The 26,973-nt window shown below is 72.8% G+C and carries 20 protein-coding genes and 2 pseudogenes; 7 read left to right on the top strand and 15 right to left on the bottom strand.

Annotated elements, in window-relative coordinates; genetic code table 11:
* Positions 1 to 57: 57 nt before the first annotated feature.
* Together ACFQ6N_RS04705 and ACFQ6N_RS04700 are read right to left on the bottom strand one after the other, a co-directional pair.
* Positions 58 to 261, bottom strand: a complete 204-nt coding sequence (locus tag ACFQ6N_RS04705) for a hypothetical protein (protein ID WP_380646856.1) — start codon at positions 259 to 261, stop codon at positions 58 to 60.
* Positions 258 to 842 (bottom strand): hypothetical protein, encoded by a 585-nt coding sequence (locus tag ACFQ6N_RS04700; protein WP_380646854.1) that lies wholly within the window; start codon positions 840 to 842, stop codon positions 258 to 260. Before ACFQ6N_RS04700 ends, ACFQ6N_RS04705 begins: the two co-directional genes overlap by 4 nt.
* A 475-nt stretch (positions 843 to 1,317) precedes the next feature.
* On the opposite strand from ACFQ6N_RS04700, the gene ACFQ6N_RS04695 reads away from it, so the two are divergent.
* Both ACFQ6N_RS04695 and ACFQ6N_RS04690 read left to right on the top strand, forming a co-directional pair.
* Positions 1,318 to 2,331 carry a transcriptional regulator gene (locus tag ACFQ6N_RS04695; protein WP_380646853.1) on the top strand — a complete coding sequence of 338 codons (1,014 nt, stop codon included), beginning with the start codon at positions 1,318 to 1,320 and terminating at the stop codon, positions 2,329 to 2,331.
* A gap of 817 nt (positions 2,332 to 3,148) precedes the next feature.
* Positions 3,149 to 7,261: an AAA domain-containing protein gene (locus ACFQ6N_RS04690; protein ID WP_380646852.1), complete on the top strand. Its 4,113-nt coding sequence runs from the start codon at positions 3,149 to 3,151 to the stop codon at positions 7,259 to 7,261.
* 367 nt (positions 7,262 to 7,628) lie between these two features.
* On the opposite strand, the gene ACFQ6N_RS04685 is transcribed toward ACFQ6N_RS04690, so the two are convergent.
* From ACFQ6N_RS04685 to ACFQ6N_RS04655, 7 genes and pseudogenes are all read right to left on the bottom strand, one after another.
* The gene (locus tag ACFQ6N_RS04685; protein ID WP_380646851.1) at positions 7,629 to 8,498 is read right to left on the bottom strand and encodes a hypothetical protein; all 870 of its coding nucleotides are present in this window, start codon (positions 8,496 to 8,498) and stop codon (positions 7,629 to 7,631) included.
* Positions 8,499 to 8,508: 10 nt separating this feature from the next.
* Entirely contained in the window at positions 8,509 to 9,072 is a 564-nt protein-coding gene (locus ACFQ6N_RS04680) for a papain-like cysteine protease family protein (protein WP_380646850.1), read from the bottom strand.
* A 227-nt stretch (positions 9,073 to 9,299) separates the two neighbouring features.
* A complete protein-coding gene (locus tag ACFQ6N_RS04675) occupies positions 9,300 to 10,940 on the bottom strand; it encodes a serine/threonine-protein kinase (protein ID WP_380646849.1) in 1,641 nt (546 codons plus the stop codon).
* 303 nt (positions 10,941 to 11,243) lie between these two features.
* A complete protein-coding gene (locus ACFQ6N_RS04670) occupies positions 11,244 to 12,515 on the bottom strand; it encodes a sensor histidine kinase (protein WP_380646848.1) in 1,272 nt (423 codons plus the stop codon).
* Entirely contained in the window at positions 12,512 to 13,198 is a 687-nt protein-coding gene (locus ACFQ6N_RS04665) for a response regulator transcription factor (RefSeq protein ID WP_380646877.1), read from the bottom strand. The genes ACFQ6N_RS04670 and ACFQ6N_RS04665 overlap by 4 nt, the downstream gene beginning before the upstream one ends.
* Positions 13,199 to 13,711: 513 nt before the next feature.
* A pseudogene (locus ACFQ6N_RS04660) lies at positions 13,712 to 14,722 on the bottom strand (MFS transporter); the annotation flags it as partial.
* A 160-nt stretch (positions 14,723 to 14,882) separates the two neighbouring features.
* Complete coding sequence (locus ACFQ6N_RS04655; RefSeq protein ID WP_380646847.1) at positions 14,883 to 15,053, bottom strand: hypothetical protein; 171 nt, start codon at positions 15,051 to 15,053, stop codon at positions 14,883 to 14,885.
* 552 nt (positions 15,054 to 15,605) lie between these two features.
* Here ACFQ6N_RS04655 and ACFQ6N_RS04650 point away from each other — a divergent pair.
* Positions 15,606 to 17,552 (top strand): PIG-L family deacetylase, encoded by a 1,947-nt coding sequence (locus tag ACFQ6N_RS04650; RefSeq protein WP_380646846.1) that lies wholly within the window; start codon positions 15,606 to 15,608, stop codon positions 17,550 to 17,552.
* Between the two features lie 95 nt (positions 17,553 to 17,647).
* Here the strand turns inward: ACFQ6N_RS04650 and ACFQ6N_RS04645 are convergent, their stop codons facing one another.
* Entirely contained in the window at positions 17,648 to 19,027 is a 1,380-nt protein-coding gene (locus ACFQ6N_RS04645) for an aspartate aminotransferase family protein (protein ID WP_380646845.1), read from the bottom strand.
* A gap of 540 nt (positions 19,028 to 19,567) precedes the next feature.
* On the opposite strand from ACFQ6N_RS04645, the gene ACFQ6N_RS04640 reads away from it, so the two are divergent.
* A complete protein-coding gene (locus tag ACFQ6N_RS04640; protein ID WP_380646843.1) occupies positions 19,568 to 21,019 on the top strand; it encodes a purine-cytosine permease family protein in 1,452 nt (483 codons plus the stop codon).
* Positions 21,020 to 21,519: 500 nt separating this feature from the next.
* Here the strand turns inward: ACFQ6N_RS04640 and ACFQ6N_RS04635 are convergent.
* A pseudogene (locus tag ACFQ6N_RS04635) lies at positions 21,520 to 21,946 on the bottom strand (L-lactate permease); the annotation flags it as partial.
* A 151-nt stretch (positions 21,947 to 22,097) separates the two neighbouring features.
* Between ACFQ6N_RS04635 and ACFQ6N_RS04630 the strand changes: the two are divergent.
* The 3 genes from ACFQ6N_RS04630 (at position 22,098) to ACFQ6N_RS04620 (ending at position 23,102) form a co-directional block, all read left to right on the top strand.
* Positions 22,098 to 22,289: a hypothetical protein gene (locus ACFQ6N_RS04630; RefSeq protein ID WP_380646842.1), complete on the top strand. Its 192-nt coding sequence runs from the start codon at positions 22,098 to 22,100 to the stop codon at positions 22,287 to 22,289.
* Between the two features lie 71 nt (positions 22,290 to 22,360).
* Positions 22,361 to 22,540, top strand: a complete 180-nt coding sequence (locus ACFQ6N_RS04625) for a hypothetical protein (RefSeq protein ID WP_380646841.1) — start codon at positions 22,361 to 22,363, stop codon at positions 22,538 to 22,540.
* Between the two features lie 343 nt (positions 22,541 to 22,883).
* Positions 22,884 to 23,102 carry a response regulator transcription factor gene (locus tag ACFQ6N_RS04620; RefSeq protein WP_380646839.1) on the top strand — a complete coding sequence of 73 codons (219 nt, stop codon included), beginning with the start codon at positions 22,884 to 22,886 and terminating at the stop codon, positions 23,100 to 23,102.
* Between the two features lie 209 nt (positions 23,103 to 23,311).
* On the opposite strand, the gene ACFQ6N_RS04615 is transcribed toward ACFQ6N_RS04620, so the two are convergent.
* From ACFQ6N_RS04615 to ACFQ6N_RS04600, 4 genes are read right to left on the bottom strand one after another with little or no spacing between them, the layout of a single operon-like run.
* The gene (locus ACFQ6N_RS04615) at positions 23,312 to 24,151 is read right to left on the bottom strand and encodes an ABC transporter permease (protein ID WP_380646837.1); all 840 of its coding nucleotides are present in this window, start codon (positions 24,149 to 24,151) and stop codon (positions 23,312 to 23,314) included.
* On the bottom strand, positions 24,144 to 24,899 hold the full coding sequence (locus ACFQ6N_RS04610; RefSeq protein WP_380646836.1) for an ABC transporter permease: 756 nt from the start codon (positions 24,897 to 24,899) through the stop codon (positions 24,144 to 24,146). Before ACFQ6N_RS04610 ends, ACFQ6N_RS04615 begins: the two co-directional genes overlap by 8 nt.
* Complete coding sequence (locus tag ACFQ6N_RS04605) at positions 24,899 to 25,837, bottom strand: ABC transporter ATP-binding protein (RefSeq protein WP_380646835.1); 939 nt, start codon at positions 25,835 to 25,837, stop codon at positions 24,899 to 24,901. The genes ACFQ6N_RS04610 and ACFQ6N_RS04605 overlap by 1 nt, the downstream gene beginning before the upstream one ends.
* The gene (locus ACFQ6N_RS04600; RefSeq protein ID WP_380646834.1) at positions 25,819 to 26,970 is read right to left on the bottom strand and encodes a hypothetical protein; all 1,152 of its coding nucleotides are present in this window, start codon (positions 26,968 to 26,970) and stop codon (positions 25,819 to 25,821) included. The genes ACFQ6N_RS04605 and ACFQ6N_RS04600 overlap by 19 nt, the downstream gene beginning before the upstream one ends.
* Positions 26,971 to 26,973: the final 3 nt, after the last annotated feature.

Raw genomic sequence — 26,973 nt, 5'->3', positions numbered from 1 at the left:
CCGGATGATCGAAGCCGTCGAGGTCCGCTGCGAACCCTCGGCCCGCCCGCGAAGCGCTCACCGGGGCCGCTCGGTGCTGGGCCGGGGGCACCCCACGTGGCCGGTGATCCAGTCGTAGAGGCCCCCGCACGGCCCGTCGTAGGCGCCGAGGCCGTACTCGCCGCAGCTGCGGCAGTGGCCGCCGACCTGCTCGTCGGGGTCGGCCGGGGCGCGGGGATCGGTGGCATCGGTGGCATCGATGGCGGCGGGCGGCTCGTTCACTGGTCCTCCACGGCGGTGCAGTCGGGGTGCGCGACGACGGCCCAGCCGAGCGGGGCGCCGGACGTAGCGGTGTACGCATGGCCGGCGGGCGACAGCGGCGCTCCCGAGGCCCCGCACACGATGCAGGCCTCGCCGCGGCACTGCCGGGCGGTGTAGTCGGCGGCGAGCACGGTTTTGCCCATCCAGATGTGACGGGACAGCAGGGCGGTCGACAGATACCGGTCGACGTCGATCCGGCGGGCGCCGGGCTCCAGGTACTGCCGGCCCAGGATGAGGACGACGGTGCCCCCTCGGCGTACGAAGTCCGCCCATCCGGCGTCCCCCGGTACGCGGATGGCTCCGGGCACGCCCGGCAGCAGGACGAGGGCGTCCGTTCCGGCGAGCACGATGCGGATTCCGGGCGACGGCAACGGCTGTTCCGGCGTCGCGAGCCCCGAGCCCAGGGCGAGCCGTCGGAGGCTTCGCGTCTCGCCGGACGACGGTGTCAGCAACATGAACGAGACGAGCCCGTCAGGCGTCGAGTCGATCCATGTCCATGCCGACAACGACAACGGAACCGAGTGTTCGGTGGCTTTCAACACTGGCCCCCTCCCTGAATGCCGGGTCTACTATCACCACCAAGGGTCGACCTGTGGTCAGCGGAATGTGAGGGCCGCGGGGGTGGCACAGGGTGGCACTTCTGCGCGGGGTGGCAGCTAGGGGTAGGACAGGGACATGCAGACGCCGAAGTCGCCGAACTCCCGGCTCGCCGAGTGGCTGGGCCGGGCCGGCCTGAGCAACGCCGAATTGGCACGGCGGGTCAGAACCGCAGCTCAGCAGGCAGGGCACTGCCAGGTCGCGCCCGACGCGACTGCCGTACGGCGCTGGCTCCAGGGGAACCGGCCGCGCCGTCCGATCCCGGGGATCATCGCGGACGTCGTCTCAGCCACAGTCGGATACCGGGTCACATCGTATGAACTCGGGCTCGGTGAGAGCCCTGCCGAGGACCGTTCGCTGCTGTACAACCGCGACTGGGTCGTTACGGTGGACACCGTCTCTGACCTGGGGAGAGCAGACGTGGACCGCCGCCGATTCCTTGCCGCCGCACCGTTCGCCGCCGTCGCCGCCACCGGCCCGTCCAGGGACTGGCTCCTCGCCACCCTCGACCAGGCGCCCGAACCCGGCCCGCGTGTGCGCCTGGAGGACGTCACCGCCGTCAAGAACATGTTCGGCGAGTTCCAGAAGATCGACATCTTCCAGGGCGGTGGCAGCGGTCGGCTGGTGCTCGCCGCCTACATGAACGTGCACGTGTACCCGCTCCTGCGGCGACCGCAGGACGACGGCGTACGACAAGCGCTCTGCGAGGCCGCTGCCGAGCAGACCTACCTGCTCGGGTGGATGGCCTACGACAACGGGGAGCACGGCACCGCCCAGCGGTACCTCATCCAAGCGCTGAGGCTCGCCCAGGAATCCGCGAACGTCCCACTCGGCGCGCACGTCCTCGCCGGCATGGCGGACCAGGCCACCCTGCTCGAACACCCCGAGGAGGGGCTGAAGCTTGCCCAGGCCGGCCGCCATGGTCTGCGGGGTTCCTCGGCTGCCGCACTCGCCGACCTGTGGGCCCTCGAAGGCCGGGCCCACGCTGCCATGGGCGACAAGACCTCGGCCATCCGTGCCGTGGCTCAGTCGGAGGAGGCGGCCGAGCAGATCCACCAGGACAGCGAGCCGGAGTGGGCCCTGTTCATCGACCCGGCCTATCTGCACGGCGAACACGCCATGACCCTGCGGGACATCGGCGACCACGCAGGCGCGGCCGAACACGCCAAGCGCAGCATCGACCACGCCCGCCGGCAGAACCGCGCCCGTCGTGGCGCCCTCTCGCAAGCAGCGCTCGCCGGCACCCACCTGCAACGGGGCGACCTGGAGCAGGCCCATGCCGCAGGGCTGCGGACGCTCTCACTGGCGGGCAAGGTCATGTCGTCCCGTGCCGTCGACGCCGTGGCCGACCTGCGGAAGCGCATGGAGCCGTTCGGGCGCCACCCCCTCGTTGCCGACTACACCGAGCGGGCCCGTAACTTGACGGCTGCCTGACCCCCCGGCCGGCCCGCCCAGCACATCGACCGTCGGCACCGGGCACCGGCCCCACGGCTGCGCGAACCGGTTGTCCGGGCCGGTGGCGAGCATGGAGACCGCCGTGAGGGGGCTTCGCTGTCGGTCCCGGGCAGTGCCGAACAGGTCCGAGGGGTTGTCGATGCCTCCGGCTGCCCCCGCGCATGCGGGGAGGGCACGCTGTCGGCGCAGCGGGTTGTGTACGTGTGCGGTTGACCCTCGCGAATGCGGGGAGGACATTGCGGGCGGCTGAGTGGCGTTCGCGTTGCCCGGCTGACCCCCACAGGTGCGGGGAGGACCCTCCGCAACAGGTCGCCACGATCCGGTTCTACGGCTGACCCCCGTTGATACGGGGAGGACGTCGGCGAGGCCGGCCCCGAGGTTGTCATCCCGGGTTGACCCCCGTTGGTGCGGGGAGGACTACGGCGAGAGCGACGCCATCAATGCTCACGCGGGCTGACCCCCGCTGGTGCGGGGAGGACCCCTTCTTGAACTGGGGTGGTGCGGTGTCCTTGCCGTCCTGTCGGCGCAGTGCGTGAGCGGCGCGGGAAGCACGGCCTGTCGAGGTGTCGAAGAGCCGGTCACATCCTCCCACGTTCCGCTGACACCGGGCCCGGGAAGTCGCCGGTCCGGGGGCGGGCTGCCCGTCCCCGGAGCGGTGTCCGGTGGGCGCCGCTGCGGTGTTGCCCGGTGTCCGGTAGATTCTGCCGCCGGCTGATCGGCACACGAAGCGGCTGTGTGCCGCAGGTTCTACGCAGGGGGCGACGGGGTGGGGAGCGGGGACGGGCGGGACCGGCGGATGCGGGATCTGCTGGAGTGCTGGCGGGCGATCGAGCTGTTCGGTCCGCCGGCGATTCCGGAGGTGCCGCGCAAGCGCCGTGCGGGCCGGTTGCGGGCATCGGACACGGTCGTCGTCGATGTCACGCCGGCCGCCGGTCAGGCACTGCCCCTGTTGCCGTGGGCTCCGGAGCATCCGGAGACGGCGGCGTGGCGGGCGCCGCGCGGGATGGTGTGGCGGCACGAGGTGTACGGCGGGCTGTTCGACCTGGAGCGGTTGCGCCAGGCGATGATCGCCGTGCTGCCGGCGGGTACCGATCCGGATCCGGGGGTGCCGGAGGAGGAGTTGAGGCTGTCGGGGAGGAGCGCGATGTTCGCGCTGGTCCTGGACGAGCGGGGGCGGCCGGTCGGCGACACGTCGGTGGTGTCGGCGTGTGCCTGGGCGACGGGCCGGCTCTTCGATCCGGGGCCGTCGGCGGCCGGGTGGCTGGACGGTTTCGAGGAGTTGGGCGAGGCGTTCGAGGTGGCGGTGGGGCGGCTGGCCGCCACGCCGGTCGCGTACGCGCCGGGGCCCGGGCCGCTGGCGAACCCGCTGCCGAACCCGCTGCTGTCACGGCCGGTGGGGGCGGCTCCGGTGGGGGCGGGGCCGCTGCCGGAGGAGGAGTCCGCGTCCGGCTGGCGGCAGTTGTTGGCGGAGATCCTGGGTGGCGCGGCGGTGGCGGCGGTCGGGGCGCTGTTCGGCGAGGTGGCCGGGGCCGCCGTGCAGGGGGCGACGGAGCCGCTGGTGCGGCGTGTCGCGGAGTGGTCGGCGGCCCGCCGACCACTCGGGGAGGACACGGACCCGGCCCCCGCTCCCGGGCAGCCGGAACCGGCCGCCGAGGTGCCGTCACCTGACGACCAGGCGGCAGACCAGACGGCGGAGCAGGCCGGGGACGACTCCGGCCCGCGCCCGGTCACGCTCGCCGACCTGGTCGCCCTGACCGCCCAGATCGCCCACCTGTGCGGCGTCGAGGAGCACCTCGATCCGCGGGTGATCCGGGTCCAGAGCCGGCTCGTCCGCATCCCGCGCGACCCGAAGGCCAAGCCGGCCGCCCCGCAGCCGTTCCTCAACAGCCTCCTCCCGCCGGACCTGGTCCGGGTCCGCGCCGCGTTCGACGACGGCGGGGGAGCGGGGCTCGGCCCTGCCCTGACGGCGTACCTGACCGACCGCCGGGACATTCCGGTCGCTGCCCGCACCGATCTGCGCGAGGACCGTCCCACCGTCCTCGCGGGCGTCGACCCGTCCCTGGTCCCCGCCGGGCGCTGGCCCGCGAAGGCGAGCCATCCGCTCGCGCTCAGCCAGCAGTTCGCGGTCAACCGCATGCTCGCCGACCGGGCGGGAGCCGACCGGACCGGAACTGATCGGGCGGGAACCGATCGCACCGGAGCAGGAGGAACCCGAAGCACCGACGCCGGCGGCCTGTTCTCCGTCAACGGCCCGCCCGGTACCGGCAAGACCACCATGCTGCGCGACCTGGTCGCCGCCCTCGTGGTCGAGCGCGCCGTCGTGATGGCCGGCTACCGGCGGCCCGAGGAGGCGTTCGTCGGCCGGGCCTGGCGCGGCAAGGACCGCCAGGGCGTCCACGCGCGCTTCGTCTCCGCCCTCGATCCGGGGCTCACCGGCCGCGAGATCGTGGTGACCTCCTCCAACAACGGCGCCGTGGAGAACATCACCGCCGAACTGCCGGGCGCCTCCGCCCTCGACGAGCATTGGCACGGCGGCCCGGACCACTTCTCCGACCTGGCGTCCGCGCTGCTCGGCGGCGCGCCCGCCTGGGGGCTCGTGGCGGCCGTGCTCGGCAACAAGGCCAACCGGACGCGGTTCACCGAGCGGTTCTGGTGGGGCCGCCTGCCCGAGGACGAGAGCGAGGCCCGTACCGCCGCCGGGCTCCCGCCGCTGCGCGGCATGAACGCGGTCCTCGGCGACTGGGTGCCGCCCAGTACCCCCAGATCCACCCGTACGAACACCACCACGACCAGCTCCGTCACGAACACGACCGCCACGACCAGCACCACCGCGAACACGAGCACCACGAGCGCCACAGCGCAGACCGCCCACCCCGTCCCCTCCTGGCCCGACGCCGTCGCCGCCTTCAAGTCCGCCCAGGCCGAGGTCGAACGCCTGCGCGCCGAACGCGCCCGCCTGGCAGCTGCCCTGGCGGAGACCCAGGCGGACCGGGTCCACGCCCGCCTGGACGCCCTGCGCGCCGCCATCGCCCGCGCCGACGACCGCGTGGCGGCCGCCGGGGCCCGCCACGACGCCGCCCTCGCCGCCGTCGGTACGGCGGACGGTGCCGTCCGCGCCGCCGAGGCCGCCCACCGGGCCGCCGTCGAGCGCGTCCCCGGGGCCGCCGAGACTCTGGCCGACGCCCGTGCAGCCCTGGCGGTGGCCCGCGAGCGCGCCGCCCACCACCGCCGCCACGTCGACGCCCTGACGGCCCTGCACGACGAGCCGGCCGCTGCTCAGCCGGGACTGCGCGCCGGGCTGCGCCGCCTGCTGCAGAGCGGCGCCGAGCGCCAGGCCGTCGAGGAGCACCGCGAGCGGGGACGGGCCGAGGTCGTCGCCCAGCTGGTCGAGCACCGCGCCGCCCTGGAGGAGGCCCACGACCGCATCGCCGACCGCACCCGCGCCGAGGACCTGGCCGCCGACGCGAACGCCCGTTCCGCCGCCGCCGTCACCGAGGCCGCCACCGCCGCCGTCCGCGCCCGCGTGGGCGGGGACGCGGCCCGCGCGGAGGAGTCCGCCGCCTACGCGGCCGCCGAGCGGGCCCGGGACGACGCCCGGGCCGCCCGCGGCGAGCTGGAGGCCGCCACCGCCGGGCTCGACGCGGCCCACCGCTCCCTGCGCGGGGCGGCCGCCGCCCTGCCGTCCCTGCCGCTGGACTGGCCGCACCTCGGCGACCACGAGCAGGAACTCGGCGCCCCCTGGTCCGACGAGGCGTGGAGCACCGCCCGCAGCGACCTGTTCCTGCGCGCCTTGGACCTGCACCGCGCCCTGGTCGCCAACACCGCGAAGCGGGTCCGCGGCAACCTCCAGGTCCTGGCGGAGCTGATGGCCGGCACGGCCGGGCCGGTTCCCGACGAGCAGGTCCTGCACGCCTGGCAGACCCTCTTCCTGCTCGTCCCGGTGGTCTCCACCACCTTCTCCTCGATCGGCAGCATGTTCGCCCGCCTCGGCCGGGGCGCCTTCGGCTGGGTCCTCGTCGACGAGGCGGGCCAGGCCACCCCGCAGGCCGCCGTCGGCGCGCTGTGGCGGGCCCGCCGCGCCGTCCTGGTCGGCGACCCCCTCCAGCTCGAACCGGTCGTCACCATGCCCAGTGCCCTGCAGCGCCGCCTCCTGCTCGCCCACGGCGTCGACGAGGAGTGGCTGCCCTCCGCGACCTCCGCCCAGGCCGTCGCCGACCGGGTCAACCGCTACGGCACCTACCTGCCCGCCCCCACCGGGGCCGAGGACGACACCGTCTGGGTCGGCTCACCGCTGCGCGTCCACCGCCGCTGCGAGGACCCGATGTTCACCGTCAGCAACGAGGTCGCGTACGGCGGCCTGATGGTCCACGGCACCCACCCGCAGCCCTTCCCGGACCCGGGGCACGACGGCCTGCTCCCCAGCCGCTGGCTCGACACCCCCGACCCCGACCGCCCCGCGGACGCCCCCTGGGGCGACCGCGACCGCCGAGCCCTCGCCTTCCTCCTGGGCCGGCTCGACCACCACGGCGTCGACGTCGACCGCCTGCGCATCATCGCCCCGTTCCGCGCCCTCGTCCGGGAGGCCCGCGAGGTCTGCCGCACGCTCCCGGGCTGGAGCGCCGAACTCCTCGACGAGCGCTGCGCCACCGTCCACCGGGCCCAGGGCAAGGAGGCCGACGTCGTCATCCTCCTGCTCGGGGCGGGCCGCCCCGGCGCCCGCACCTGGGCCGCCGGCACCCCGCACCTGCTCAACGTGGCCGCCAGCCGGGCCAAACGCCGCCTCTACGTGGTCGGCGAGCGCGCCCTGTGGGCCCCGCTGCCCCACTTCGACGTGCTGGCCGCCGAGCTCCCCGTCTACGACCACGTCGAGGACCGCGCCACCTGGCCCCTCGACCTCGACGGCGCGTGACCTCGGCGCCTGCCCCCGGGGCCTGACCTCGCCGGCCCGCCCGGCCGTCTCGGACCGCGGGGGCTGCTGTTGGGGCTGACCCGGATCGCGGTGGGGTCGCGGGCAACGCGTAAGAACGTCCGTAGGAAGGCCGCAGTCCGTGATCCCGCCGAGGCGGCCGGCTGATCCTGCGCGACGGGGATCCTGAAGTGCGGGCCGAAGCCGTCGCCTGGTTCCTCGGGCTGCTGCCGACAGAAACGGGGACAGTGGCCCTGATCGCATCGGACCTGGACCGAGGAGGCGGACGGGTCCCGAGCTCGTGGGCCGGGGGACACGGCTTCGCCCTGGCCCCGGCCTCAGGCGGGAGTCAGGGCGAAGGGGGCCGGGTTCAGGCGTCGGTGTTGCGCCGGCGGCGGAGGGCGAAGACGCCGCCCGCGAGCGCCAGGGCTGCGACCGAACCGCCGACGACCACGGGTGTCGACGAGGGGGCGCCTTCCGTCCTGCTCGCGGCGCCGTAGCCGCTGGACATGCCCGCGGTGTCGTACTCCGACCCGGGCAGCTTGTCGGCGTAGCGGGCCTTGACCAGCTTCTGATAGTCACTCAGAGAGACTGACGACTGGCCGTTCAGGCCTTGCCGTGCCTGGTCGTTGAGCGGTTCGACCGTGGTGAGCTTCAGCTGGTACCAGCCGCGGATCTGCGGCTCGGTGAACACCAGGGTGCCCACCGTGGCCTTGCCCGCGTACGCGGCGTCGCTGTCGCCGTCGCGCACGGCCGCCAGGTGCCAGCCGCCGCCATCGGTGGGGGCGAGCATGACGGTGGCGTTCCGTCCGTTGACCGGGGCGTTCAGTGCGGAGACCAGATGGCTCAGCTTGATCGCCTCGGTGGCGATCGGCAGGGACGTTCCCGCGACGAAGCCGGGGGTGATCTCGTTCAGGGCCAGCGGGTCGTTGACGGTGAACGCCGGGATGCCTTCGCACGGGTCGGCCTTGTCGGGGAGGGACTGTGTCGCCCCGGGCCCGGTGCCGTCCGGCAGCGGAGCACTGAGGAAGCTGCAGACGGTGGCGCGGACATCGGCCGATCTCACCAGGTCGAGAGCGGCTTGGTAGTCCGGGATGTCCGCCGGGAGCGGGTCCATGGGCGCGGCCGCGCGGGCGGGGCCCGCGATGGCCAGGAGTGCGGAGGTGCTCAGCACCAGGAGGGTGGCGAGTCGGGAGAGGCGGGAGGCCGCCCTCGTTCGGGACGTGCTTGTTTCGCGCATGCCGCCTGCCTTAACGGGAGATGCCGATCCGGGAGTGGGTCCACCTGAACGAGCTGTTGCTGACGTAGTCGTTGTAGTTCCACCACGTGTAGGTGGCGGTGTCCGGCCATGGGTCGGCGACGGCGATGGTGTTCTTCGACGTGTCGAAGCCGTAGACGACGTTCATGTGGCCACCGCCGGAGGTCCACCCGATGCGGGCGGCGACGGGCCGGGCGGCTTTGACATCGGTGTAGACCTGGTCGAACGTGGCCGCGCTGGTCAGGCCCGAGCCGGGGTGGGTCATGCCGAGGCTGCTCCAGCCCTTGGCCATGTCATCCAGCGTGGCGGGCTGGTTGTTGCAGCCGTAGTAGGGCTGGGCCCGGCTGCAGAAGTCCGTCTGCGTACTGCCGTAGCCCTGGAACTTGGCGATCGTCAGTCCGGAGGCGACCCAGCACCACTGGGTCTTCTCCTGCTTGTACATGTTGATGGTGTCCTGCCCCGCCTCGGCGTGGGCCGGGCTCCCTGCGGCGGCGAGCAATGCCGAAGTCGTCAGCGCGACGGCCATCGCCGTGGCCGCGAACGTGGATCTGCCCATCTTCCTGCCTTCCCGCGAAAGTGCGATGCGTGCCGGGGATCTGGCAGGGCTATGGCAGCACGAATTCGGGGCGTCTCACATGGTGTGTATAGAAACTGCACCTGCAAGGGCGAATAGTCATATATCCAGGGGGCTTGGCATCCAGGTCCGCGGGATGGCCGGTCCCGGGTCCTCCGGGCCGTCGGGTCCCCAGCCGGTAAGCACCGTGGCTCACCGGGCTTCCGCCGTCAGGTGTTTCGGCGGTAGTAGTCGATCGAGACCTTGACGGGCCCGTCGCCAGGGGCGGCCGAGAGCAACCGGACGATCGCCAGGTCACGGCCGTCGTCCCCGCGGACGCAGAACGCCCGGTCGGTGAGGGTGGTGAAGTCGAGCCGGCGGGCCGGCCGGCCGCCCAGGCCCTTGAGGCAGTCGGCGGTTCCCAGACGGTTGTCGGTGCCGACGTAGGCGTCGTTGTTGTCCGCGAGGAGGAACTCGTCCGAGGTCCGGGCGATGAACCATGGCGCCGTCTCCTCCGGTACGACCTTTCCCTTCGTGAGGTCGAACTCGTGGCTGTGATCGGACGAGACGAGTGTGGTGCCGGTGTAGACGGCGGTGTACTCGGCAGCGGCGGCCGCCGGGGCGGGGGAGACGAACGGGACTTCCGGGTCGGTACCGGTTGCCGTCGTGCCGTCGTCGGCGGCCGGGTGGTCCGGGTTCGACACGTGGAGGAGGAGGAACATCCCGCCGGCGCCGAGGACGAGTGCGACCGCGGCGACCAGGGCCGTCCGGCGGCGGGAGCCCAGGAGGGCCCGGCCGCTGCCCTTCCGTGCCTCGGGCGCCGCGACCCCGGCGGCTCCGGGCGCCGGGGTCGCGGGGTCCAGCACGGGGACGGGTGCCACCGCCGTTGCCCCGTCGTGCAGCGGGGGCGCTGTGATGAGGACCGTCTGTGCCTCGGAGGGAGCCCGAGGGAGATCGCTGCGCCGGGCGATCTCGGCGTTCACCCGCGAGGGGAGCCAGCCCTCGGCGAATCGCAGGTCCCCGACGAGGGCCGGGTGGGCGTGGACGGCTTCGATCACCTGCGCGGTGGTCGGACGGTCCTCGGGCTGCTTGGCCATGCACCAGTCGACGAGGCCGCGCAGGGAAGCGGGGACGAGGGCGAGGTCGGGCTCCTCGTGGACCGCACGGTACAGGGCACCGGAATCCGATCCGCCTCCGAAGGGGGGCGCGCCGCCGGCGGTGTAGGCAGCCAGGGCGCCGAGGGCGAAGATGTCGGTGGCGGGCGTGGCGGGCAGTCCCCGGGCCTGTTCCGGGGCCATGTAGCCGGGGGAGCCGACGCGCAGTCCGGTACTGGTGAGGGTGAGGGCGTCGGCGGCGCGGGCGATGCCGAAGTCGATGACGCGCGGCCCGTCGGCGGCGAGGAGGACGTTGGCGGGCTTGAGGTCGCGGTGGACGACACTGGCGGCGTGGATCGCCTGGAGGGCTTCGGCGATGCCGGCCGTGAGGAGCAGGACGGTCTGCTCGGCGAGCGGCCCGTTGTGCTTGACCACGTGCTGGAGCGAGGGGCCGGGAACATACGTGGTGGCGAGCCAGGGCAAGGCTGAGCCCACTCCGGCGTCGACGACCTGGGCGGTGTAGAGCCCGTGGATCAGGCGCGCGCTGGCGACCTCCTGGGCGAAGCGCTCCCGGAACTCGGGGTCCTCCGCGAGCTCGGGACGGACCACCTTGAGTGCCACCGGTCGGCCACCGCGTGTGTACGAGAGGTAGACCCGCCCCATTCCGCCGATTCCCAGCCGAGCGAACAGACGGTAGCCACCGACGGTGGCCGGGTCGTCGGCGGTCAGCGGTTGAAAGGCGGCAGGCGTGGCGGTGTCGACTCGGTGCACGGACATCTGGGGCTCTCTCGGCGGGGGTGGGGACGAGCTGGGGACGGTCACCGATGGTGCGGGGCATCCCGCCGGATGCTCCTGGCCCGGGCGGAAGCGGCGCGCGACCCGCAGGGGGACGTCACAGCAGGACAGTCTTCCGCCGCGATGATGAGGTTTTGATGAGGGCGGGGCAGCGCGGGTCGATGCGCCGGGTGGCCGAGAGCGTTCTCGTCGGGAGCGCTGCCCGGAGCGCGGGCTGGAGCGCTGCCCGGAGCGCTGCCCGGAGCGCGGGCCGGAGCGCTGCCTGGAGCGCTGCCCTGAGCGCGACTACTCCGGGGAGGCGGTCTTGGCCCGTGGGGGCAGGCGGAGGGTGAAGCGGGCGCCGCCGTGGGGGCTGGTGCCGACGTCGAGGGTGCCGCCGTGCGCGTGGGCGACCCAGGAGGCGATGGACAGTCCGAGGCCGGTGGAGCCGGAGCCGCTGTGGAAGCGTCGGAAGAGCGAGTCGGCCAGGGCCGGAGGTACTCCGGGACCGGCGTCGTCGACGGTCACGGTTCCGTCGGCGGTGACGGTGAGTAGGACTTCCGCGGGTCGGCCCGGCGCGTGGCCGTGCAGGAGCGCGTTGCCGAGCAGGTTGGCCACCGCCCGCCGGATCAGGTCGGGATCGGCATCCACGACGACCGGTTCGGTGTGGACGGTCACCCGGTGCTCGCCGGTCTCGGTGTCGTCGGCGACCACCTCGACGAGCTGGTCGAGGCGCAGTGGCCGGCGGTCCAGGGCGCCGACACCGGCCATCAGCCGGGCCCGGGTGAGCAGGCCGTCGATCAGGTCGCCCATCCGGGTGGCCAGGCGCACGGTCCGTTCCAGCGCGGCGGCGCGGTGGGCGTCGTCGCGCAGGGCGGTCTCCGCGAGGCTGCGCAGCGAGGCGGCGGGGGTACGCAGGTCGTGGGCGGCGTCGGCGAGGAACTCCTCCTGTTGCTGCAGTGCCGTCAGGGCCGGGCGGATCGCCTTTCCGGAGAGCACGTGCCCGGCCACGGCGGACAGGGCTACCAGGACCGCGCAGCCCGTCGCCAGCAGCAGTGCGAGTCTGTGGTGCTCGGCCTGGTCGCCGGTGGTGTCGGCGACCGCGACCACCGCCCCGGCCGGTGAACGGCCGCCCGCCGCGGTGTAGGGCTGGGCGAGCAGCCAGATCCGGTGTCCGTTGTCGCTGTGCGTCTCGACCGAGGTGGCCGACCCGTCCCGCATCGCCATGGCGGCGACCTCTTCGAGGTCTTCGGCGAGGGCTGTCACACAGGGTTGGTGCGGGGTGTAGGCGATGGTGGGCCGGTCGGCCGTGCCCGTCACCACCGTCACGGGCGGGCACGAGGTCTCCACGGCGTCCAGCAGGCTCTGCGTGTCGAATCGGCCGTTGTCGTCGAAGCCCACGTACGGGATGGCCTGGGTGACCTGGAGGTTGAGCGTGTCGTCGACCTGGCTGCGCCAGGAGTCGTCGTCGGTGCGGATGGCGAACGCGGCCAGGGCGACCAGTCCGACCGCGCTGGTCAGGGCGAACAGTGCCGTGAGCCGTCGGCGCAGCCGCCGGATCCGGGCCGTGGCCGTCACCGTCGGCTGCTGTCGCCGGCGGTGGGTGGTGCCAGCCGGTAGCCGATCCCGCGGACCGTGTGGATCAACGGCGGGTCGCCGATTTTGCGGCGCAGTTGGGAGACCAGGACCTCGACGACGTTGGAGTTCGGTTCGGCCATCTCGTCCCAGCACTTCTCGATGAGGTCGGTGCGGGGGACGGCCTGGTCGGCCCGGGTCGCGAGGATCTCCAGTACGGCGAACTCCTTGCGGGTCAGGGAGAGCAGTACGCCGCCCCGGTGCACCTGGCGGCGGGCGGTGTCGATCTCCAGGTCGGCGAAGCGCTGCACCGGGGGCCGCAGGGTCGTCGCCCGCCGGCACAGGCTGTGGACCCGGGCCGCCAGCTCGGGCACGGCGAACGGTTTGACCAGGTAGTCGTCGCCGCCGACGGCGAACCCCTCGACCCGGTCGGCGACCGTGTCGCGGGCGGTGAGGAACAGCACCGGTACGGAGTGTCCGGCACGGCGAAGTCCGTGGACGAAGTCGACGGCGTCCCCGGAGGGCAGCATCCGGTCGAACACCGCGCAGTCGTACGCGGTGACGAACAGCGCCTCGTCGGCGGCCGGCAGGTCGGCGGCCTCGTCGACAGCCAGCCCCTCGCCGCGCAGCGCCGCAGCTACCGCGAACCGCAGGTCAGCATCGTCTTCGACCACCAGTACTCGCACGGCGGTCAGGATAGCCCGGCCCGGTGCCAGGGCCCCGCGGCGGACCTCGGCACCTCCTCGGCCTCCCCCGGAATCCTCCGGTGACGTGACGACGGAATCGAACAGAAAGGGCCGGGCAGTGCGGTGCCCCGACGCCGGAACCGACCCGAAGAAGTCCTCGACCGACAGGACGTCGCGTCCCTGAACGGCGCATCCCTGGATGGTGCATCCCTGAACGGGGCGTCGTGGCGCAACTCCTCTTCCTCCCCTGACGGTTGCAGGTGTACTCAAGGGCACCCGGACCGTCCGGGGAACGGCCCGGGCCCTGGTGCGCCGGCTCAGGCGCCGAGTGCCCGCGACCGTCCGGCCCACCGGACCACGAACGGCATGGCGAGGCCGGCGGCGAGGAAGAGGCCACCCATGACCAGCCAGCCCGGGGCGCCCCAGCCCAGGCAGAGCAGGCCGAGCAGACCGGGGGGCGACGGTGTAGCACAGGCCCATGCCGATGCCGAACACACCGGAGTACTGTCCCTGAGCGTGCGCGGGGGCCAACCGGAACCGCAGCTCCATCGACCCGGCCGCGTGCCACAGCGAGCCCACCGTGTGGATGGCGACGCCCGCCGTCATGACCGCCGCGGCGGCCCAGCCGGGCAGGCCCGAGGCCGCCGCCATGACCCCCATGCCGACCAGGAACGCCGCCCCGGCGCGCCGGGTGGCCCGGCCGGCGACCCGGCCGCCCTTGATCCCGCGGCTGGTGCGGACCTGTAGGAGGACCACCATCACGGTGTTGACGGCGAGCGCGACGCCGGTGCACCAGCGCGGTGCGTGGGTGTGCAGGACCACCCAGAGCGGCAGCGCGTAGGTCACCACCTCGCCCTGGATCCACAGGATGCCGTCCAGCACGACGAACGCCATGTACGGCTTGTCCTTCAGCGCGAGCCACCGGTCCGACTCGGTCGAGGCCGGCAGCGGCTCCAGCCTGGGCAGCCGGAGCATGACGGCCGCGCAGCCGACGAAGGTCAGGGCATTGGCGAGGATGAGCGTTCGGTAGGCGGAGCCGGAGTCGAGCTGGATCACCACACCGGCGGCCAGCGCACCGAAGGTACTGGCCAGGAAGGCGGTCGAGCGCAGGTAGGAGCGGAACCTCGGTACCTCGTCACCGCCGAAGCGACGGATCATCGGGCCGCGCGCCGCGCCCCCCGAGGCGCCAGCCAGGTCGGTGACCGCCACCGCCACCATGAACGCCGCGAACGAGTGGGCGAACAGCAGCGACACCATGGCCACGGCCTGGATCAGCAGGGTGGTCAGGAAGACGCCGTGCGGGCCGCGGCGGTCGGCGAGGTGCCCGACGGGCGGGCCGGCGAGCAGGCCGAGCACTCCGGCGACCCCGAGGCCGAGGCCGACCTGCCCGACGGACAGGCCGATCACCCGCATCGCGTACAGCGGCGCCGTCGCGAGGAAGGCCGCGGTGCCGAGCTGGTTGACGAAGCCGCCGAGAGCGAGTCGGCGCTGGGGGGCGGACTCGAGGAGCAGCCCTCGTCGCACCGGCCAGGGCCGGCGGTCCGGGACGGCGGCCTCCCGGAGGTCGGGGGACAGGGTGCTGTTCTGGTTCACCTGGTTCTCCTGGTGGTCGATCACGGCTGGGCCGGGACGGACGGCGGACCGCGGTGCCCGGGGGCGAGCCGCGCGTCGAGCGCCTCGGCGATCACGGTGAGGGTTCGGCCGAGGCTGCCTCGCCGATCACCGCCGGACGTGCCATGCCGAGCACCTGGACGTGTCCGCGGTGGCTGTGCGGCTCATCGATCCGGCCGTCGATGTACCGGCCCCGGGTGCGCTCCGCCGGCACGGCCTGCTCGTTGTCCGCCGTGGCCCGCACGAACAGTAGGTCACGTCGCGCGGGTCGCTCGGCGCGGCCCGGGCAGTGCAGCGTGCCGCCGCGGACCGGCTTTGGATCAACGACCTCACCGGCGTCACCCACTGATCACGACCGCTTACCCGCCCTGGCTGCCACGGGCGAAGCGGCGGGGTACGGTGGAAGGGACTCGTCACTCCAGGCCGTCCTTTCCACGGGACCTCTGCCGCCGGGGCGGACCGGCGCGACGCCGGGAACGGTCCGGTCCGGAAGCGAGATCGACGGAAAGTGCCGGACGAGGCGGCGCGACCATGCGTCAAGGCCCCTTTTCCCCAGTGTGTTTGACGAATCCAGTCCAGGGTCTTCCCTGTGTGTCGATGCGCTGACGTCCTCGTGGCGTGATCACCTGTCGATCCCGAATCGGGGTGACCCATGAAAACCGGACAACGGCAACGACAACGACAACGACAACGCCATGCCGCGCCCGTCCTGCCCGTGGAGAGCGCGGCCCGCGCGCAAGCGGACGTGGGTACGGGTACGGGCACGGATCCGACCGCCGGGACCAGGCCGCTGTTCATGCAGATCGTCGCGCACGAGGACGACGACATCCTGTTCATGAACCCGGACCTCTCCAACGCGATCGCCAATGGCACACCGTCCGTCACGGTGTTCGTCACCGCGGGCAACAAGACCGGTGACCCGTGCCCCAGCGTCTGCAACGACGCTGCCGGCGATCCGCTGCGCACCCGGAACCGGCAGATGGGCGCCGTCAACGCCTACTCCCGGATGGCCGGGGCCGGCGACATCGACCCGACGACCGACGAGGTCGGGCACTGGACGGTCGACGTGATGACGGTCGCGGGCAAGTACGTCGAGCGGTACGTCCTCAACGACCACCCGGTGCACCTGGTCTTCCTCAACCTGCACGACGGAATGCTCGCCAACGTCCTGAACAACGGCTCCACCGACACCACGGTCGTCCCGAAGGACAGCCCGCTGCCCGGGCCGTCGACCTACGCGGCCGCGGACGTCGTCGAGGTGCTGCGGCAGCTGATGGTGACGTACCAGCCGACCGTGCTCCGGGCCCAGGACGAACTCCCGGAGGACAGCGTCCACTGGAGCGACCATCCGGACCACGTCGCCGCCGCGAGGTTCGCCGGCCGGGCGGCGGCGCTGTACGGCGGCGACCTGAGCCAGGTGAACTACCGGGATTACAACATCGGCGACGCCCCGGTGGACCTCGACCACACGACGGCCGATGCCAAGGGGGTGTTCTACTCCGAGTACGCGAGCCACGACCATTCCACGGGGAACTACTCGCCCACCTGGTTCTCCCGGATGTACTACCGCTGGTCGAGAGGCACCTCCTGGGCCGGGACGAACCAGGACGGCCGGCCACAGGTCTTCGTCGTCCGGGCCGGCGGCCTCCACACGTACTGGCGGGAGACGGACGGCAGTTGGGGCGGTCCGCTGCTGATGGCCGACCCGGGCGGACGGCTGGCGCCGGGCATCGCGGTCGGCACCAACGCCGACGGCCGACTCGAGGTCTTCGCCCGCCGTCTGACCGACCACCACATAGTCTCCCTGCCGCAGAGCGCGCCCAACGGTACCTGGTCGGGTACGTGGACCGACCACGGCAATCCCGACGCGGGAGCCGAGTGGCAGAAGAAGGTCGGCGGGCCCGTGGTCGCCAACGACCAGGACGGGCGGCTGGAGATCTTCGTCAGGAACGGGGGGAGCGGCCTCAGCCGCACCGGGCAGAGCACCCCGAACGGCCCGTGGACGGGCACGTGGGCGGACCTCGGCGGCACCGGCCTCCAGGACCCGGTCGCCGCGATCCGCAACGGGGCCGGGGAGATCGAGGTGTTCGCCGCCACGGTCACTGCCACCGGCACCGCCGCCGACCCCGTCGTCGCGGCCGGAATCCTCGGCTGGCGGCAGGACGCCCCGAACGGAACCTTCGGGAGCCCGGACCCGATCCCCGCCGCCGCGCCGGCGAGTCCGCCCAAGGCCGCGCTCGACCAGGACGGCCGCGTCGAACTGGCCTACCGCGACATCGGCACCGGCGTGATGCTGGTCAGCAGCGAGACCGCGCCCGGCGGTTCGTGGAGCCAGGCCCCGCTCGCGCTCAACGGGGACGGGGGAGTGGGCGAGCCGGCGGCGGCCACCCTCGGCGGACAGGTCGTCCTGTTCGAGCGCAGTCGCGGCGGCGGCGTGAGCACCATCGCCCAGACCGGGCCGAACTCCGGCTACGGCACCTGGAGGGACCTCGGCGGCACCGTCCTCGACTACCCGGCCGCGATCGTCGACGGCGGCGGCGTCCTCCACGTGTTCGCCATCGGCACGGACAGCCGCGTCTACTACCGAAAGGGAACGACGGCCACCGCCTTCGACGACTGGCAGGGGCTGGCCCTCGGATCGGCCGACCACGCTTCCGGCAACGGCGCGACGCGTCGGCCCGCCGGGCAGGGCCGCAGCCGGGGCGGACCGGCGCGACGATCACGAACGAGGTCGCGCCGGTGAGGCAGTCGCACTCGCTCCCGCTCTGCCGCATCCCGTTCGAAGGCACCCGGGCCAGGACAGGCTCCGGGCTTCGTGGGGACAACTCCTCGGTGCGGTCAGATCCTGGCGTAGGCCTCGGTCAGGCAGTGCCGCATGATCTGCTCGATCTCGTCGAAGGTGCCCTGGTCCGCGATCAGCGGCGGGGCGAACTGGACGACCGGGTCGCCGCGGTCGTCGGCACGGCAGTAGAGGCCGTTCTCGTAGAGCGCCCTGGAGAGGTAGCCGTAGAGGACGCGCTCGCACTGGTCGTCGGTGAAGGTGGTCCTGGCGGCCTTGTCGGTGACGAGTTCGACGCCGTAGAAGTAGCCGTTGCCGCGGACGTCGCCGACGATGGGCAGGTCGCGCAGCTTGTCGAGGGTCCTGAGGAAGCTGCCCTCGTTGGCCAGGACGTGCCGGTTGAGGCCTTCGCGCTCGAAGATGCCGAGGTTGGCGAGGGCGACGGCGGCGGAGACGGGGTGGCCGCCGAAGGTGTAGCCGTGAGGGAAGACGGCGCCGCCGGTGTAGAAGGGTTCGGCGATGCGGTCGGAGATGATGGTGGCGCCGATGGGGGCGTAGCCGGAGGACATGCCCTTGGCGCAGGTGATCATGTCGGGGACGTAGCCGAACTTGTCGGCGCCGAACATGGTGCCGAGGCGGCCGAAGGCGCAGATGACCTCGTCGGAGACGAGGAGGACGTCGTGGCGGTCGCAGATCTCGCGCAGGCGCCGGAAGTAGCCGGGCGGCGGGGTGAAGCAGCCGCCGGCGTTCTGGACGGGTTCGACGAAGACGGCGGCGACGGTGTCGGCGCCCTCCTGGAGGATCGCGACCTCGATCTGGTCCGCCGCCCACCGGCCGAAGACTTCGGGGTCGACGGTGCCGTCGGCGTCCTCCAGGAAGGCCGGGGCGCGGTAGATGTTGGTGTTCGGGGCCTTGTGAGCGCCCGGTACCAGTGGCTCGAACGCCGCCTTGTAGCCCGGCAGTCCGGTGATGGACAGCGCGCCCTGCGGGGTGCCGTGGTAGGCGACGGCGCGGGAGATGACCTTGTGCTTGGCCAGCTTGCCGGTCAGCTTGAAGTACTGCTTGGCGAGCTTCCAGGCGGTCTCGACCGCTTCGCCGCCACCGGTGGAGAAGAAGACCTTGTTGAGGTCGCCGGGGGCGTAGTGGGCCAGGCGCTCGGCCAGCTCAATGGCTTTCGGGTGGGCGTAGCTCCAGACCGGGAAGAAGGCGAGCTCCTTGGCCTGCTTGGCGGCAACCTCGGCCAACTCCTCGCGACCGTGGCCGACTTGGACGGTGAACAGGCCGGCCAGGCCGTCCAGGTACTTCTTGCCGTTGCTGTCGTAGATGTACGCACCCTCACCGCGGACGATGGTCGGTACCGGGGTCTTCTCGTACGTCGACATCCGGGTGAAGTGCATCCACAGGTGGTCGTACGCGGTCTTGGAATGATCCGCACTCATTCGGGTTCCTCGGCTGTAGGGCTGTTCTCCGGCTTCGGGAAGGACGTTCACGGCCCCGCGCGGAAGTCCTCGCGCGGGCTCGCCGTGACGTGTGGGCAGGCGCTCGGTGGCCGCCGTCGATGGCCGGAGCCGGGGCGCTGGTGCGCCACCGGGCCTCGTTCGGGCTGACGCAGATCCTGCCCGAGGGCACCTCAGGCGTCAAGTGAATCCGTTGAGTTGATGCCGACATGCTTCGGATTCCGCTGTCGAAGATGCTGATCACGGTCCATTTCGATAGTCGAGCGGGGGTTGGGCCCGCTCCGGACGCCCGCTCTCGGTGCCCGCGTCGCGGTGGGCCGCGCGCCACCGATCGGCGGGGCGAAGCTGAAACTCCGATCAGAGTGGTGCCCGGGCGGGCCTGACTCATTGCTGTTCAGCGTATGCAGTCCGAACCATTGACTGAGTTTTAGGTCAGTCTCTAGGGTGGCGCCGCCCCGTGATCGCGGAATGCCGGGGCTGCCGACGGGGGCCGCAGCCGCCCCGCACACAGAAGGCCACCACATGGGGAAAGTCGCCTCGAACACTGAGGACCACGCACGTCCCGTAGGCATCGAACAGCACTCGATCGACTGGGTGCCCCTGGAGGAGCGGCACGGCAAACCGTCGAGCATGGGCGCCATCTGGTTCGTGGGCAGTCTGAACCTCACCGGTTTGGCGACCGGGGTCGTGACGCTCTCGATGGGGGCCTCGCTCGTGTGGACGGTGGTCGCCACCGTGCTGGGCTCGCTCTTCGGTACGTTCTTCATGGCGTTCCACGCGGCCCAGGGGCCCCAGCTGGGGCTTCCCCAACTGGTCCAGTCGCGGCCGCAGTTCGGCTACCTCGGGGCCGCGCTGACGGTGTGGGTGTTCGCCCTGGTCAACTACGTGGCCTTCAACACCTCGGACGCGTTGCTGTCCGGCCAGGCCATGAACACGCTCTTCGGGATCCCCAACGTGGTCGGCTACCTGATCGCCGCGGTGGTCGCGGCCGTGATCGCGCTGTTCGGCTACGACTGGATCCACCGGCTGAACAGGTGGCTCACCTGGCCCTTCGTCGTGGTCACCGTGGCCGTCACGGTGGCGGCGCTGTTCGGAGGGGGCCTGCCGGCCGGCATCTGGAGCCCCGGCCCGCTCGAACTCGCCCCGTTCATGCTGGTGTTCGTCTTCGTCGCCGGGTTCCAGCTGGGCTGGGCGCCGTACGTCTCGGACTACTCGCGATACCTCAGACCCGACGTCTCCGTCCGCAGCACCTTCTGGTGGACCTATCTGCCCAGCGCCGTCTCGGGGCTGTGGGTGTTCATCCTCGGCGCCGTCGTCTCGGCGGCGGCCCCCGCGGACACCGATCCGGTGACCGCGCTGAAGCTCGCCGCCGACCGGCTGTTCGACGGGTTCGGCACGGTCGCCGTGGTGGTGCTGCTGGTCGGGCTGCTCTCCATCATGGCGATCAACCAGTACGGCGGCAGCCTCACCATGATCTCGATCGTCGACTCGTTCCGGCCGGTCAAGCCGACGCGGGCCATCCGGGTGGCGACGATCGGGATCATGCTGGTGGCGGTGGGCGCGATCTCCACCCTTGTCGGGATCGACCGCTTCAACTGGTTCTTCGCCAACGTGGTGGTCGTACTGACCTACCTGTTCATCCCCTGGACGGCCATCAACCTGGTCGACTTCTTCTTCGTTCGGCGCGGCCAGTACGTCGTGCGGGAGATCTTCAACCCGCGCGGCATATACGGGCGTTGGGGCTGGCGCGGGAACCTCGCCTATGTGCTCGGCCTGGCCTGCATGGCTCCGTTCATGGTGATCACCGGTCTCTACGTCGGGCCCGTCGCGAAGTCCCTCGGCGGTGTCGACTGCTCGCTCCTGGTCGGCCTGCCGGTGGCCGGCGCCCTGTACTGGGCCTTCGCGCGGAGCCTGGACCTGGCCGCCGAGCGCCGGATGGTCCGGGAGGAGGGGCTGCTGACGGAACTCCACTGAGCCCAATTCGCCTGAAAATTTCGTCAGTTCGCTGTTGACCCATGAATCACAGAGCACTACCGTCAGCGAAGCATCAGGTATCGGGCCGCACTCGTCATAGTCCTTGAAGCGCCGAGGGCCAGCAGCGCGGCGCCGAGCCCGCCGGCGGCACCGGCGCCCTCTTCGCCGCCGGCTCCGAGGAGCAGCGGCGAGAGCCGCCGGAGGCCGTTGTCCAGCAGCGTGACCGTGTTCCACGGGTGTGCCGCCGGCCGCCCGCACGCCTGCGGCGAGGGCGGCGGCCTGGGCCGCGTCGAGCGAGCCGCGCAGCTTGTCGGGGGCGCAGACAACGGGCATGGTGCTTCCCTGGGAGTGTGTGGCGGTCCGGGAGGGGCCGAGGTGTGGCTGACGGGTGGTCGGCCGGTCGGGGTCGGCGGGACGGTCGCCGGGTCTTCGGGACGTCCGAGCGCTGGTCGACGGCAGAGGTCGTCGCCGGTCGGGGGGCCGTCGGCGACGCGGGCCGGTCAGACGGTCATCCAGCCCAGCACCGGCGTCGACTGGAGGCAGACGAGCAGGGCGCAGGCGGCGAGCAGGCCGAGGCGCCGGCCGAGCACCCGGCGGAAGATGGTGCTCTCGCTGCCGGGCAGGCCGATCGCCCCGGCGGCGACGGCCAGGTTCTGCGGGGAGAGCGTCTTCCCGAGGACGCCGCCGCTGGAGTTGGCGGCGGCGAGTAGCACCCGGGTCGAGTCCGGTCTGGTGCGCGGCGGTGACCTGGAGCGCGCCGAACAGCGAGTTGGCCGAGGTGTCGGAGCCGGTCACCGCGACGCCGAGCCAGCCGACGATCGGGGAGAACAGGGCGAAGGCGGTGCCGGTCCGGGCCAGTGCGGTGCCCAGGCTGACGGTCTGGCCGGAGAGGTTCATGGCCCAGGCGAGGGTGAGCACGGCGGTGACGGCGGCCGTGGTCGGATCTTGATGCGGTGCAGCTTGGTGCACCCTTTCCGCGGTGGACCGGGCCGCGCGGCGCTGACAGTCTCGTTGTCACGCAAGGGATCCTGCGGGGCGGCTACCGCCGGCAGGAGACGATCGGAAGTGAGGGACAGACATGCAGGTCGGACGAATCCGGGTGCTGCTCGCCGCCGCGACCGCCGTGCTGGCGCTGGGAGTTCCGGTGGGTGTGGCGACCGCCGCCACCGCCACCGCCCCGACGGGCGCCGCGACCGGCGGGCCGGCGCCCCAGGCCGCGTTCCGAGCGGTGCCGGCCGGTCCGCACATCCTCGACATCCAGTGGGGATGAGCCGCGTCGATGAACGGTGCCGCCCGACGCGGCGACGGAAGGGGCGGGCAGGGGCGCGGCGGAGCGGCCGGGTGGCCGCCGCCGTCCTCGTGACGGCTGCCGTGCTGGCCACGGCGGTCGCCACCCCCGAACTGATCGCCAGGGCCCGCCGACTGCGCCGGGCCGGACAACTCCGCCGCGCCCGCGAGATCCTCGTGCGGTCCGCCGAGGGCCCGGCGGAGGCGCCCGGTCGGTCGGCCGACTTCTGGTGACGGCTCCTGCCCGACGACCAGCCCCCCGAGCGGCTGGAGCAGCGGGCGGGACTCCTCCCCGCGAACCGCGTCCGAGGCGATGCGGTGCGATGCGATGCGAGGCGATGCGGTGCGGTGCGACGCGGTCCACGATCCTTCGCGTCGGCGCCCAGCGCTCGACATCCGCTCCATCACGTCCCGGCCGACCCGGGTGACCAGGCCGTCGGGACGGACATCCACACCACGCGGAGCACGGCGGGTGCGAGGAGCGGCACCCGGTTCGTCACCCGGCACGGCAGGCAGGGGTACCAGCGCCCGGCCGCGCGGGCGACGGACATCCGCCCACTTCAGAGCAGGAGTCTTCATGGCCGACAACGTCGAGGCGCCGCCCGCCTTCACCCCGAGGGAGCAGCAAGTGCTCGTCCTCCTCTCGGGAGGCGAGACCGACCGGGGGATCGCCCGCCAGCTGGGGATCAGCCGGCACACCGTGGACACGTACCTGCGACACCTGCGGAGGAAGACGGGGACCACGAACCGGACCCAGCTGGCGGTGCTCGCGGCGCGGCTCGGCTACCGGGCCTGAGGCGCCGGGCGGGCCTGAGGCGCCGGGCGGGCCTGCGGGGGCCCGGCCACCGGTTCCGGGGTGCCGGCCGTCCGGCCGGTGGACGGCCCCGTGGCGGCGCGGATGGGCGAAGAGCGGGCCGGCCACACCAGCCGCATCGCCACGGCCTCGAACCTCAGGACGGCGGTCGGGACGCTCGTCTTTCTGACTCCTGTTCTCGGTGCGGGCTTTCAGTGAAGGGTGAGGGTGCCGGAGCGGACGGTGTGCCGCAGGCCGTGGGTGAGTACCAGGAAGCCCGCCGCCGCCCAGCCGGCGGCGACCAGGGCCTCGTCGAGGACGAGCCGCGCCGGCAGTGCGCCGCCGCAGACCAACTGCCGTACGGCGTCCAGCCCGTGGGTGACCGGCAGCAGCTGGGCGAGGACGGCCGGGGGGCCGTTGCGCGGGACCGGTGTGCTCACCCCGGACACCAGCATCAGCGTGATGGTGGTGCCGGCCGTCAGGTACATCCGGGACTCCGGCACCCGCAGGCTGATGCCGGACAGGCACAGGGCCACGCAGTAGCACCCGAGTGTCATCAGGGCGTTGAGGCACAGGACGGCGGGCAGCGCCGACCAGGGCAGCGGGACCGGCAGCAGCAGGTGCACGGTGAGCAGCGCGATCGTCGAGGTCAGCAGGCCGTCGGCGACCCAGTGCAGTCCGCGCGAGGCCAGTGCGAGGAACGGCGGGGTGCGGCTGATCAGCAGGAACTGCAGGGTGCCGGAGCGGCGTTCGCCGACCGTCGAGGAGACCACGCCCAGGGCCCCGATCGGACCGAGCGCGACGGCGTTGCCCAGGGCCAGGTAGCCCTGGGCGTCCGGCGAGCCGAGCAGCTGCCCCAGGTTGGCGAAGAAGAGTACCTGGCACAGCATCCTGATCAGCCAGCCGCCCAGCCAGGAGCGCCAGGTGAACATGGCCCGGTAGTCCTGGTAGCCGGCGAGGGCCCCGTAGCCGGTCAGCCGGACGACGGTCCGCGCGGAGTGCAGGACGCCGGGGCCCCGGGCCCCCGGGGCGGTGCCGGTCCGGCTAGCCATGCAGGACCGCCTTCCCGCTGCGGACGGAGGCGAGCACGCCCCGCAGCAGCAGCACGCCCGTCAGGGTCTGGAGCAGGACCAGGGCGCCCAGCACGCCCAGGCGCTGTCCCGGGTGGGGGACCGGGCCGGCGGCCGCGTCGCGGAGCAGGTCGGCACCCCAGGAGAGGAAGAAGACCTTGGCCGACTGCCGGAAGCCGTCCGGGAGTTGGCTGACCGGGAGGATCAGGCCGCCGAGCAGGTAGAAGGGATAGGTGAGGGAGTTCTGCAGCGTCCGGGCCCCTCGGACCTTGATCATCAGCCCGCTCACCACCAGGGCCGCGCTCGCGCACCCGGCGATCAGCAGGAGCACGACGAGCAGGGCGGTCGCGGGGCTGCGCAGGGTCACGTCCAGGCCGAACACGCCGCGGCCGATGAGGACCACCTCGAACAGGGCCGGCAGGGCGAGCGCGGTCGTGGTGGAGATCCGGATGATCAGTGAGGCGAGGTAGCGCCCCGGGGTGAGCAGCGACAACTCCAGCGTGCCGTCCGCCCGGTCGTCGTCGACGACCTCGGCGGCGACGAACACGGCGTGGGCCCACAGGCTCATGGTGAAGGCGGTCAGCGCCACGCCGGTGGCCAGGTCCTCGCGGTGGTGGCGCTGCAGGAAGTGGAAGAAGACCAGCGAGTACAGCGGGATGACGGCCAGGGTGGCGAGCAGCCCGGGGGACCGGGCCATGATCACCCCCTGGGTGCGCGCGCAGGTGAGCATCACAGGGCGAACTCCCGGTCCTCGATGATCGTCCGGTAGACCTCCGTCAGGCTGGGGGCGGCGACCGCGATGGAGTCGGCCCGGGCCTGGGCGAGCAGCAGCAGGGCCTGGGCGAGGCTGTCCTCGTCGGCCGGTCGGGCCGTCAGGTTGCCCGCGGCGTCGGTCTCGGCGGTGCCCGGGAGTCCGGCGATGCGCGCGGCGGTCTCGGGCGGCACGCCCCGCGCGGTGAGGGTGCGGGGTGCGCGGATGCCGGCCAGCAGCTCCGTCGCGGATCCGATCCGCAGGATGCGGCCGTGGTCGATGAGGGCGACGCGCGAGCACAGGGCTTGCGCCTCCTGCATGTCGTGCGTGGTGAGGATGACGGTGGTGCCGCCGCTGCGCAGGGTGCGGACCAGCTCCCGGAACCCGGCCCCGGCGTGCGGGTCCATGCCGTTGGTCGGCTCGTCCATGACCAGCACGTCCGGCTCGCCGAGCAGGGCGCGGGCCAGGTGGACGCGTTGCACCATGCCCCGGGAGAACGTCTCGACCCGGTCGTCGGCGCGGCCGCCCAGCCCCAGCAGTGCGAGGACCTCTTCGCCGCGCCGGCGCGAGGTGCGGGCGTCCAGGCCCTGGAGGGCCGCCCAGTACCGCAGGTTCTGGCGTGCGGTCAGCCGGCCGTAGAGGCCTCGGTCGCCGCCGAGTACCAGGCCGATGCGGCGGCGCACCTCCCGTGGCCGGCGGACCACGTCGAAGCCGGCCACGCGCGCCGTGCCGGACGTGGGCAGGAGCAGCGTGGTCAGGATGCGGGAGAGAGTGGTCTTGCCCGCGCCGTTGGGCCCGAGCAGGCCGAGCACCTCGCCCCGTTCGACATGGAAGCCGACGCGGTCGAGCGCGGTGACCTCGCGGCCTCGCCGGGACCGGAACGTCCGGCTCAGATCCTCTACCTCGATGACGGCCACGGGCCTCGGTCCTCTCTGCCGGAGTGGTGCGGTGCGGTGGTGACGGCCGGGCGCTGCGGCCAAGGGGGCAGCCCGGCCAGTTCGGCGAGTGCGGATTCGTACAGCCGGGGCTCGACGACCTCCCCCGGGACCATCAGGAAGTCGGAGACCGGGGAGCGGGTGATGACGCCGTCGTTCCAGCGGTGCACGGTGCGGTGGTGCCCCGCGCCACGGCGCAGCGGTTCGGTCAGTTGCAGGCCGTGGAGCCGCCCGTCCACCGGGAGCGGTGCCCGCCGCGCGGCCCCGGCGCGCCGTGCGCGCTCCTCGGCCGCCGCTGAGCGCAGCCCGTCCACGAGTCCGGCCGGCACCACGTCCGCCAGGAGCGGGCGGGCGCGTACGAGGTCGCAGAGTTCGAGCAGTTCGGGGGCGAGGGCGAACCGTTCGGCGGCGGCGACGAGCGGCCCCGGAGCGGGGGCCGCGGGGGAGGTCAGCGCACAGACCAGGTCGATGGCGTCCTTGGCGGTGAACGGGCGTTGGAAGCGCTCCTCGGCCAGTGAGAGCAGGTCGGCGTGCATCGGGTCGTCGGGCAGCTCCACCCTCAGCGGGACCGCGCCGGGCTCGCCGGCGAACCCGAAGGTGGTCACCTCGACGGCGTGGTCGGCGTCCAGCATCGGGTCCTCGCCGAGCCACCAGACACCCGCGTACAGGTGGTCCCGCCCGTGCGCGGTCAGCTCGGTCAACTCGGCCTCGTGGCACTCGTACCGGTCCAGGACCGGGGCGAGCACCTGCCACAGGGCGGCCTCGGTGCCGACGACCACGTCGAGGTCGCCGAGCGGGCGCAGGACCCCCTCGGGGTAGTGGCGGGCGAGCGAGGGCCCCTTCACCACCCGGGCACCGGGCACCCGGGCCGCCTCCTCGGCCAGCCGCCGGTAGGTCTCGGCGCGACGGGTCATCCGCGCCAGTTCGTCGCGGGCGCCGCTGCCCATGGCCTCGCCCTCCAGGGCGGCCAGCGAGAGCACGAGCGGGGCCGTCACGCCGCGCACCCGCCGGGCCGCGTGGAGGAGCTTCCGGACGGGGACGTCCCGGTCGACCTCCAGGAGTTCGTAGAGGTGGTCGAGGGCGAGGGGGAAATCGGAGTGTGGATCGGAGGTCATGCG

The organism is Kitasatospora sp. NPDC056446, assembly GCF_042796115.1.
Classification (GTDB): domain Bacteria; phylum Actinomycetota; class Actinomycetes; order Streptomycetales; family Streptomycetaceae; genus Kitasatospora.
The sequence above is the reverse complement of the archived record's forward strand: the minus strand, read 5'-3'. Positions and strand labels throughout refer to the sequence as shown.

What these genes read in the sequence shown, in the direction of transcription:
- ACFQ6N_RS04610 (WP_380646836.1), bottom strand. Translation starts at nt 24,899, where the DNA reads ATGCTCACCTGCGCGCGCACCCAGGGGGTGATCATGGCCCGGTCCCCC.
- ACFQ6N_RS04620 (WP_380646839.1), top strand. Translation starts at nt 22,884, where the DNA reads ATGGCCGACAACGTCGAGGCGCCGCCCGCCTTCACCCCGAGGGAGCAG.
- ACFQ6N_RS04680 (WP_380646850.1), bottom strand. Translation starts at nt 9,072, where the DNA reads ATGGGCAGATCCACGTTCGCGGCCACGGCGATGGCCGTCGCGCTGACG.
- ACFQ6N_RS04645 (WP_380646845.1), bottom strand. Translation starts at nt 19,027, where the DNA reads ATGAGTGCGGATCATTCCAAGACCGCGTACGACCACCTGTGGATGCAC.
- ACFQ6N_RS04650 (WP_380646846.1), top strand. Translation starts at nt 15,606, where the DNA reads ATGCAGATCGTCGCGCACGAGGACGACGACATCCTGTTCATGAACCCG.
- ACFQ6N_RS04675 (WP_380646849.1), bottom strand. Translation starts at nt 10,940, where the DNA reads ATGTCCGTGCACCGAGTCGACACCGCCACGCCTGCCGCCTTTCAACCG.
- ACFQ6N_RS04640 (WP_380646843.1), top strand. Translation starts at nt 19,568, where the DNA reads ATGGGGAAAGTCGCCTCGAACACTGAGGACCACGCACGTCCCGTAGGC.
- ACFQ6N_RS04690 (WP_380646852.1), top strand. Translation starts at nt 3,149, where the DNA reads ATGCGGGATCTGCTGGAGTGCTGGCGGGCGATCGAGCTGTTCGGTCCG.
- ACFQ6N_RS04615 (WP_380646837.1), bottom strand. Translation starts at nt 24,151, where the DNA reads ATGGCTAGCCGGACCGGCACCGCCCCGGGGGCCCGGGGCCCCGGCGTC.
- ACFQ6N_RS04630 (WP_380646842.1), top strand. Translation starts at nt 22,098, where the DNA reads ATGCAGGTCGGACGAATCCGGGTGCTGCTCGCCGCCGCGACCGCCGTG.
- ACFQ6N_RS04600 (WP_380646834.1), bottom strand. Translation starts at nt 26,970, where the DNA reads ATGACCTCCGATCCACACTCCGATTTCCCCCTCGCCCTCGACCACCTC.
- ACFQ6N_RS04685 (WP_380646851.1), bottom strand. Translation starts at nt 8,498, where the DNA reads ATGCGCGAAACAAGCACGTCCCGAACGAGGGCGGCCTCCCGCCTCTCC.